Consider the following 9018-nt stretch of genomic DNA (forward strand, 5'->3'; position numbering starts at 1 on the left):
TATTATGGGGATTGATTAAGATGATTCAAGTTAAAAAACATTTGTTGTGCTACAGCTTCAACTAAAGGCACAAAACGACCATAGTTCATCCGGCGTGGTCCAAGCAAGGCAATAAAGCCATGTGGCTCAGAACGGTAGCGTGCACAAATCAAACTCACCTTGGCTAAAGGTTCAATACCAGACTCACGTCCCAGTATCAATTTTGGCTGATGGTCCTGAGTGACTGGCGTTAATAATTTCACCAGACAAGATGGATTATCCAAAAGCTCAATCACTTGCTGCAACTCTGGATCGCGGTGATAGTCGCTCGCCTGCATCAGTTGATGCTGACCATAAATCAGCGGCTGATGTTGCTGCATCTCATCCAGGCTCAGTTGCGCCATAGCAGTTTTCACCAAAGACTGCACTGCACCAGATTCCTGCTTAGCTATCAAAGCTAAGCGCGAAATACCGTCCAGCCAGTCCTGACCACATAAAGCCGCATTCAGTAAGCACAATACCCGGCTTAAGGTTGGGTTATCAATTAAATCGTCGTAAAACAACACCCGGTGCAAAATATCACCGTCTTCGTCTATCACCACCAGCAATAAACGTTGCGCCGCTAAACGCACCAAATCAACCTGCCGTATCACCCGGCCCTGTTCCTTAGGTGCACTGACAATACTGACCATACCCGTTAAGTTGGCTAACAGCTGTCCGGCTTGCTGACACAGCAAAGACACGGGCAATTGGGGGGGTAAATTCAGTTGAATAGCATCGAGCCAACGCCCGGACAAAGGTTCAAACTGCAGCATTTTATCGATAAAGAGCCGTATACCCGACGTAGTAGGCACCCGGCCAGCCGATGTATGAGGAGAGCGGATAAATCCCTGCTGTTCCAGCAACATCATGGTATTACGCACTGTGGCTGAGCTGACGCCAAGTTCGGACTGCTCACAGAGCAGCTTAGACGACACCGGCATGCCGTCCGTCAGGTACTGCTCAACAATGAGTTTTAATATCAGTTCTGGTCTGCTTAACTGAACCACTACAGCTGTTACTCCGGTTAAAAAGACTGTTCAGACAACGACACTAAAATACCGCCTGAAATACTCTGGTTTATTGTGGGGCCATTATTTAAAAATTCAAGCCTTGCCCTTTGCCAAAGCTCTGTACGCACAAAGCTGTTCCCTGTCAGAAACTATGGTTATACTGAGGCCGCACTTTGAAAGGAACACTCATGAGTCAAAACCCTGGCAGCGCATTTCAAACTATTGGATTAATTGGCAAACCTAATCATCCGGGAGCTAACACTACTCTTGTTAGTCTGTACCAGTTTTTAACGGCACAGCACCTGAAAGTGTACGTCGAAGAGAAAGTAGCTGAATCTTTGGCTTTGCCTGATGTGCAGGTGATGGATTTAGTGGCCTTGGGTAAAAACTGCGATCTGGCCATAGTAGTGGGCGGTGACGGCAATATGCTTGGCGCCGCCCGGGTACTGGCACGTTTTGGTGTAGCTGTGCTGGGTGTAAACCGCGGTAACTTAGGTTTTTTAACCGACTTATCGCCGGAAAATTTTGAAACCCCTTTAGCAGCTGTGTTAGCAGGTAATTTTGTTACCGAAAAACGCAATCTGCTGGAAGTGGAAGTGTATCGGAATGACTGTGTAAAAAGCAGTAACAGCGCCGTTAACGAAGCGGTATTACACGCAGATAAAGTAGCGCATATGATTGAGTTTGAAGCTTATATCAATGGCGAATTTGTGTTCAGCCAACGCTCCGACGGCCTCATTGTCAGCACGCCAACAGGTTCTACAGCTTATTCATTATCAGGTGGAGGCCCTATTCTGACGCCTGAACTTGATGCGATGAGTTTAGTGCCCATGTTCCCCCATACTTTAAGCAGCCGTCCTTTGGTGGTGTCCGGTACCAGTGAAATTGTCCTTAAAGTATCGCCAAGTAACGACGCGCATCTGCAAGTCAGTTGCGACAGCCACGTGATACTGGCCGTGATGCCGGGCGATGAAATTCGTATTCGTAAACACCCTAAGCCCCTCAAACTGGTGCACCCGCCAGGCTATAGCTACTTTAACGTGCTGCGTAATAAGCTTGGTTGGGGCAGTAAACTCTACTAAAAAATCTCTGCAACACTCCCTTGCTAAAAACTGAATTACTGTATAAATTAACAGTTATTCAGTATAAGGGAGTTGGACCATGCTCAACCATCTGCATATCAGCAACTTTGCCATAGTGCGCGCACTGGAACTCGACTGGCGCGGCGGCATGACCACCATTACAGGCGAAACAGGCGCAGGTAAATCTATTGCCTTAGATGCCTTATCCTTATGTTTAGGTGAACGTGCCGATGGTTTAGTAGTACGACCCGGTTGCGACAAAGCCGATATAGTAGCCACTTTTGATATCAGTCAATTGGCCGCAGCCCGGCATTGGCTGGCCGAACAAGATCTCGCTATGGGCAACGAATGTATAGTGCGCCGTGTGGTGGGCAGCGAAGGCCGCTCCCGTGGTTATATCAATGGCGTACAAGTACCGGCCCAGCAACTGAAAGCTTTGGGTCATCATCTGCTGAGTATTCATGGTCAGCATGCCCATCAGTTATTATTAAAATCCGATCACCAGCGTCAGTTGCTGGACGCTTATGCCAATACCCATTCCGCTTTAGCCAATTGCCGCCAATACTGGAAAGCATGGCAACAGCTGAAACAAGAATATGGCGAACTGCAAAGCAGTCAGCAGCAACGTGAAGCACAACGTCAGTTGCTGGAATATCAGGTGGCTGAGCTGGATCAGTTTGCCCCTGGTGCAGAAGAATTTGCCGCACTCGAAACCGAACATCAGCGTTTAAGCAACAGCCACAGCCTGATTCAGGCCAGCCAACAAGCCTTACAACTGGCTTATGACGATGAAGAAACGAACAGCTATCGTTTATTAAGCCATGCTTGCCAGCAACTGGATGACTATAAAGAAGTAGATCCGGCTTTGGCCCCTATTCATCAAATGCTGACAGAAGCTTTAGTACAAATTGAAGAAGCAGGCCGCGAATTACGCCGCTACAGCGAAAAAGTGGATATAGACCCGGAGCGTTTAGCAGAGATAGATCAACGTTTAGGCTTGTGGCTGAATTTAAGCCGTAAACATCAAATTCCACACGACCAGCTGGCTTTGTTTCACCAGCAATTGTCGCAGCAGCTGTCAGAGCTGGCAGGCGATGATGAGCGCATAGTGCAACTGCAGCTGGAAATTCAGCAGGCACAGCAGCTGTATTGTCAGGCCGCTGAAGTGGTGTCTGAGTTGCGTCAATCTGCAGCTTTGGAGTTATCCGATAAAATTGCCAGCAGCATGGCCGATTTAAGTATGGCTAACGGTAAGTTTTATATAGCTGTTGAAAGTGCAGGCATAGATAAAGCCAATGCAACAGGCTGGGATCAAGTCGATTTTCTGGTCAGCACCAACCCTGGTCAGCCTTTACAAGCGTTGCATAAAGTGGCATCAGGCGGCGAATTATCCCGCATCAGCCTGGCTATTCAGGTGATACTGGCTGGTAAAGTAACAACTCCAACACTAATTTTTGATGAAGTGGACGTCGGCATCAGCGGTCCTGTTGCCGCAGGTGTAGGCCGGTTATTACGTCAGTTGGGAGAATCGACTCAGGTGATTTGTGTTACCCATTTGCCGCAAGTCGCCAGCCAGGGCCATCATCAGTTGTTTGTTGAAAAATACACGGACGGCATAGCCACAGAAACCCGTATTCGCGAGCTGGCAGATGAAGAGCGGGTTCAGGAAATAGCCCGCTTACTGGCCGGTGAAAATGTCAGTGCTAACGCTATTGCCAACGCCCGTGAGCTGCTATGTGCACCTTAATCACTGGCTTATCAGCAAAATTTTCAGAAAGCCCGAACTTAGCCAGGTGACTTAGGTCTGATTAAGGCTTTAATTTCAGCCCACGCTTGCGGTATGATGCCGTCAGACTTATTCAGATGAAGAGACAGATGAAAGCAGTAGTGAAAACGGCCTTAGTGTTGGCCACAGCATTGACTCTGGGAGCATGCAGTAGTTGGATATACCGGATTGACGTGCCACAAGGCAACTTTCTGGAACAAAAAGACATCGATAAACTGCGTGTTCAAATGACCAAAGAACAGGTTCGTTTTGTGCTAGGCAACCCTGTTGCTGAAAACGCTTTTGACGACAACATCTGGCATTATTTTTATGCATTAAAAGGTGGTCGCGGTGAGAACTTTGAAAAACAACTGATCGCCAACTTTAAAGACGACAAGCTGGTTGATATTACAGGTGATTTCACCAAACCAGCCAACTTTAATACACCGCTGGATCAATAATGTTTTGCGGGGTCAGAGCTTCAGCTCTGACCCACTCATCATTACTTCAGTGTAATCTTTCTGCTTATTCATCAACTGCCAGATTGTGGATCAGAGTCAGTACTCTGCCCCTGTTGTGGCCTGCCTCCAGTCGTTTTATTTGCTCTGCCTTCGTCTTTGGCTTTTTCAGCGCGGCGACGACGCATATCTTTTGGATCGGCAATTAAAGGCCGGTAAATTTCAATTCGGTCACCCGCTTTTGGCACTTCGTTTAACTTGCAGGTGCGGCTCCAGATCCCCACTTTATTCTGACTTAAATCAATTTCTGCATGACTGGATAAAATGCCAGACTGTTGAATAATTTGTTCCACACTAGCAGCAGCATCCACAGTTAAACTCAACAAACTCTGCTTCGCCGGTGTGGCGTAAGCCAGCTCTACCGCTTTAGTTTCAGCCATGTTGCTCTCCGTATACCTGTTTGGCCCTTTGGGTAAAAGCACCCACCATAGCTGCAGTTAACTCGTTAAAAATTTTGCCAAAAGCAAACTCAACTATTCTGTTGGAAAACTCAAAATCCAATGCCAGCACTACTTTACAGGCTTCATCACTCAATGGAATAAAAGTCCATCCACCGGATAAAGCTTTAAAAGGGCCGGATTCCAGTTGCATCTGAATTTGCGAATCTGTCACCAGCGTATTACGTGTAGTGAACTCCTGACTGATCCCGGCTTTTTTCACCTCTAACTTAGCCAGCATTTGTTGTGCAGATTGCTGCAAAATTTCAGCTTTAGCGCAACCGGGTAGAAATTCCGGATAACGTGGCACGTCGTTCACCAGCTCAAACATCTGGCGCGCGCTGTAAAAAACCAGTGCGCTGCGCTCAATTTGTGGCATACTCTCTCCCCTTAATGCAGGCGGCGATTGTAACAGATCTGGCCGTAGCCTCAATGTCCCAGGCGCAAGCCTTTTGCCATAAAATTCCTTGGCTTTTACAGAGTTAATTCGTTTAGCAAAGATGAGCAAAAAACAAAACAACAAAAATCAGGGCGGCACCATAGCCCAGAACAGAAAAGCACGACACGATTATTTCCTGGAAGAACGGTTTGAAGCAGGCCTCTGTCTGCAAGGCTGGGAAATAAAAAGTATCCGCGAAGGCAAAGTCAATTTGTCCGACTCGTACGTTATTCTCAAAGATGGCGAAGCTTTTTTAATTGGTGCACAAATTCAGGCGCTGCATAGCGCGTCCTCTCACGTGGTCTGTGATCCAGAGCGCTCGCGCAAGCTGTTGCTGAACAAACGTGAACTGAACAAACTGGTCGGCAAAAAAGAGCAGGACGGTTACACCTTAATAGCCACGTCCATGTACTGGAAAGCCTGTTGGGTGAAGTTAGAGTTCCATCTGGCTAAAGGTAAAAAGCACTTTGATAAACGTGACGATATCAAAGACAGAGACTGGTCGCGTGAAAAAGAACGCATGATGAAGCACAGCAAAAGATAATCACGCCAGAGTTCTTATGAACCAGGCCTTGAGATTGTTCAATTCATCACCATATAGAGTAATAACAGCCAAACGCAGCAAGAAAAGACCAGTTCTTACCTTGCCGCTTTGAACTGCAGAGCGTAGAATGCGCTCAACACAGAAGTGTTCAGAAGTACTAAAGAATTCGGGGCCGATACTGGATTCGACGGGATTCACGAACTCTTAGGTGCATGCCGAGGTGCGGTAGGCCTCGTAAAAAAGCCGCAAACTAGTAGTCGCAAACGACGAAACATACGCACTCGCTGCCTAATAAGCAGTAGAGCGCTCTTCCCCTCACGCATGCCTATAAGCTGAGACTCTGGAAGATCACCCCTAATAGGATCGCATGGCGGCTTTGTCTGGAGCCAAGATGCTAAAACCAATCAGACTCGCCCGACGATAGCCTGCCAGCTGGCGCTCATAGGGTTAACTAAATAACTGGATAAGCATGTAGTACCGACGATCTAGGTTTTTCGGACGGGGGTTCAAATCCCCCCGGCTCCACCAATAAAAGCAAAAGGCCACCGCAAGGTGGCCTTTTGCTTTTATTGTGGTTTCGCGGCGGACGCGAACAGCAGTTCGGGCTTCAGCCGGAGCTTGTGCAGCAAGCGCAGACAACGCCCAAAGGGCGGCCTCTCGTTGAAAACGAGAGGTGAGCGGCAAAGCCGCGAATAAATCCCCCCAACTACCTAGCCACCGCAAGGTGGCATTTGCCATCAGTCGCAGCAAGAAATTGAGTTGCCGCCATTAAATACCAAGCACAAAAACAGGTGCAAAGGGCAAGACCTGTCACCAATCCTGTTTAAGATTCCTACAGCAGCTCTTTTAACCGTTTTTTCTGGGTCAGTGAGCATACAAATTCGTTGCAGTGATTGTCTGTCTATAGTAGTTTCATAATCAGACTTACAGGCAGATTATTGGGTTGTGTTTCGCAACCCGTGACAAAATTGTCAGAGAGACTCGCATCGTTGCGGTGCAGCCATGGACGAACTGAATCTTTAAAAGCATAGGAGTGCCTGTAAGTCTACTCCCTCATAAAGTAAGCGATTTATATGTTTCTGATGACTAGACTGTCGAGCCTGAAAAACGCAAAAACAAGATCAGACCTCGCACGTCTTCTTGATATCAAACCTTCATCTTTAACATATCTCCTTTTCCACTTAAAAGTTGAGAACCTTTATGAAAGCTTTGAGATTAAAAAAGCGTCTGGAGGTAATAGGGTAATTAATGCACCAGATATACGGCTAAAAGAAATCCAGTCAAAACTATCCTATTGCTTACTTGATTGTCTAGATGAAATAAATGAAAAATTTCACTCACATAAACAGCTTAGCCACGGATTTGAAAGAGATCGTTCAATAATAACTAATGCAGCTAGGCATTTAAATAAAAAAAATGTCGCTAACATAGATCTTCAAGATTTTTTTGGTAGTTTCAATTTTGGCAGAGTTAGAGGCTATTTCATTAAAAATGAAAACTTTGCTCTGGATCCAGTTATAGCAACAACTATCGCTCAAATTGCTTGCTATCAAAACGCCTTACCTCAGGGCAGCCCATGTTCTCCTGTAATTTCAAATCTTATAACTCATAGCCTTGACATTCGTTTGGCATATCTAGCGAAAAGATATAATAGTGCTTACTCTAGGTATGCAGATGACATTACATTCTCTACGAGAGAGAGGGAGTTTCCAGCCAAATTATTCACAGTCGAGGATGGAAAATTAGCTATCGGTTCAAAAATTGTAAGAGAAATAGAAAGAGCTGGATTTACAGTTAACCCTTTAAAAACACGCACCAACTTTAAAAACTCTAGACAAGATGTAACAGGTCTAGTTGTTAATAACAAAGTCAGTATAAAAAGTGAATACTGGCGAAAAGTTAGATCTATGTGTCACAAATTATTCGAAACTGGAAATTTTTATACTGAGGATGGCGCAAACAAAGTGAACGGAAATATTCCTAAATTGGAGGGAATGCTTTCATTTATAGACTCCATTGATAAATATAACAATTTCCGACCTAAAGCTCAATTCAAGCCAACTTATGTCCCTATTAAATATGGTGCCAATAGCGAACCGTTACTAAATGTAAGAGAGAAAACCTACAGTAAATTTTTGTTCTTTAAAAACTTCCACATAAATGAAACGCCAACTATTTTATGCGAAGGAAAAACAGACAATATTTATCTGTCATGTGCTATAAAAAGATTGGTTGATTCTTACCCAGAACTAGCTCAAAAAAGCAATCCGAAAAAAGACATTGAGCTCAAAGTGAAATTTTTCAATAACTCAAAAAAAACCAGATACTTGATGAATCTTTATGGCGGAACATCCTATTTAAAGCTGTTTATTGAGCAGTATTTGAAAAATAAAGGCAGGTATACATATTCAGGATCAAATACGCCTGTGATTATAATTCTCGATAATGATGACGGACCAAAAGAAATTGTAAGTATGCTTAAGGAAAAAAAATTCTCAAACTGTCCTGATGTTCCAGATACAATTAGATCATCAAATTACATTCATATTTTTGATAATCTTTACATCATATTCATACCGAAGATAGACAAAAAAAATACCGAATTAGAAGATTTTTTTGACCATAAGACTTTATCAATAACGATCGGTGGAAAGTCGTTTAATCGTAATAACGAGACAGATTCTAAAACAGAATATGGTAAACATGTCTTTTCACAAAAAATTGTTATGGAAAGAAGAAATACAATCTCCTTTGACAATTTCAAGCCTATACTGGATACAATTGTCACAATAATTGAAAAACATGCAGCGCCTAAAGCTGCTACATAAAAATCGTACATATGAAGCAACTAATTGAATTAACTGAATTTGTTAACTGTTGAAATCCCCCCGGCTCCACCAATAATCGGCATAGGGGCGATCAATATTGTTGATCGACCCCTGCCACACCACCCTGCATGCGGGTCCGCACAGGGCGGTTCGGGAAGTTGAGGTCATGAGAGCCTCGGTAATCCCAGTTTGTCGAAGTAGTTGATGGTCAGCACTGTGTTTAACAGATACTGACTGTTTCGCCACCAGCGTTTGCAGTTCCCTGCCACGCGTCTGGCGACTAGTGCTCTTTCCACTTAATTCTGACTGATTAAATTGCCATACGCCCGGTTCAATTTTCGCCGGGCTCCATCCACATCAAACATCCAGTTGAT

8 protein-coding genes and 1 other RNA gene are annotated in these 9018 nt (G+C 44.8%); 6 read left to right on the forward strand and 3 right to left on the reverse strand.

From position 1 onward, the window contains the following. Positions 1-2: 2 nt before the first annotated feature. Entirely contained in the window at positions 3-1028 is a 1026-nt protein-coding gene (hrcA, locus tag J2W69_RS15735; RefSeq protein ID WP_310280249.1) for a heat-inducible transcriptional repressor HrcA, read from the reverse strand. A 191-nt stretch (positions 1029-1219) separates the two neighbouring features. Here hrcA and nadK point away from each other — a divergent pair, with 191 nt between their 5' ends. The 3 genes from nadK to J2W69_RS15750 all read left to right on the forward strand — a co-directional run bounded on the left by nadK (position 1220) and on the right by J2W69_RS15750 (position 4339). Next, the gene (nadK, locus tag J2W69_RS15740; protein ID WP_310280251.1) at positions 1220-2113 is read left to right on the forward strand and encodes an NAD(+) kinase; all 894 of its coding nucleotides are present in this window, start codon (positions 1220-1222) and stop codon (positions 2111-2113) included. Positions 2114-2192: 79 nt separating this feature from the next. Further along, positions 2193-3860, forward strand: coding sequence for a DNA repair protein RecN (recN, locus tag J2W69_RS15745; RefSeq protein WP_310280252.1), 1668 nt, complete (start codon positions 2193-2195; stop codon positions 3858-3860). A gap of 128 nt (positions 3861-3988) precedes the next feature. Beyond that, entirely contained in the window at positions 3989-4339 is a 351-nt protein-coding gene (locus tag J2W69_RS15750; RefSeq protein WP_310280253.1) for an outer membrane protein assembly factor BamE, read from the forward strand. Between the two features lie 71 nt (positions 4340-4410). On the opposite strand, the gene J2W69_RS15755 is transcribed toward J2W69_RS15750, so the two are convergent. Then, the gene (locus tag J2W69_RS15755; protein ID WP_310280255.1) at positions 4411-4776 is read right to left on the reverse strand and encodes an RnfH family protein; all 366 of its coding nucleotides are present in this window, start codon (positions 4774-4776) and stop codon (positions 4411-4413) included. After that, positions 4769-5212 carry a type II toxin-antitoxin system RatA family toxin gene (locus J2W69_RS15760; protein ID WP_310280259.1) on the reverse strand — a complete coding sequence of 148 codons (444 nt, stop codon included), beginning with the start codon at positions 5210-5212 and terminating at the stop codon, positions 4769-4771. Before J2W69_RS15760 ends, J2W69_RS15755 begins: the two co-directional genes overlap by 8 nt. 121 nt (positions 5213-5333) lie before the next feature. Here J2W69_RS15760 and smpB point away from each other — a divergent pair, with 121 nt between their 5' ends. The 3 genes from smpB to J2W69_RS15775 all read left to right on the forward strand — a co-directional run bounded on the left by smpB (position 5334) and on the right by J2W69_RS15775 (position 8644). Then, positions 5334-5816, forward strand: coding sequence for an SsrA-binding protein SmpB (gene smpB, locus J2W69_RS15765; protein ID WP_300928093.1), 483 nt, complete (start codon positions 5334-5336; stop codon positions 5814-5816). A gap of 168 nt (positions 5817-5984) precedes the next feature. Continuing rightward, positions 5985-6344, forward strand: a transfer-messenger RNA (tmRNA) gene (gene ssrA / locus J2W69_RS15770). 545 nt (positions 6345-6889) lie between these two features. After that, positions 6890-8644, forward strand: a complete 1755-nt coding sequence (locus tag J2W69_RS15775) for a retron Ec67 family RNA-directed DNA polymerase/endonuclease (RefSeq protein WP_310280262.1) — start codon at positions 6890-6892, stop codon at positions 8642-8644. Positions 8645-9018 lie beyond the last annotated feature (374 nt).

Origin of the sequence: Rheinheimera soli, from assembly GCF_031457405.1 — a bacterium.
GTDB lineage: Bacteria > Pseudomonadota > Gammaproteobacteria > Enterobacterales > Alteromonadaceae > Pararheinheimera > Pararheinheimera soli_A.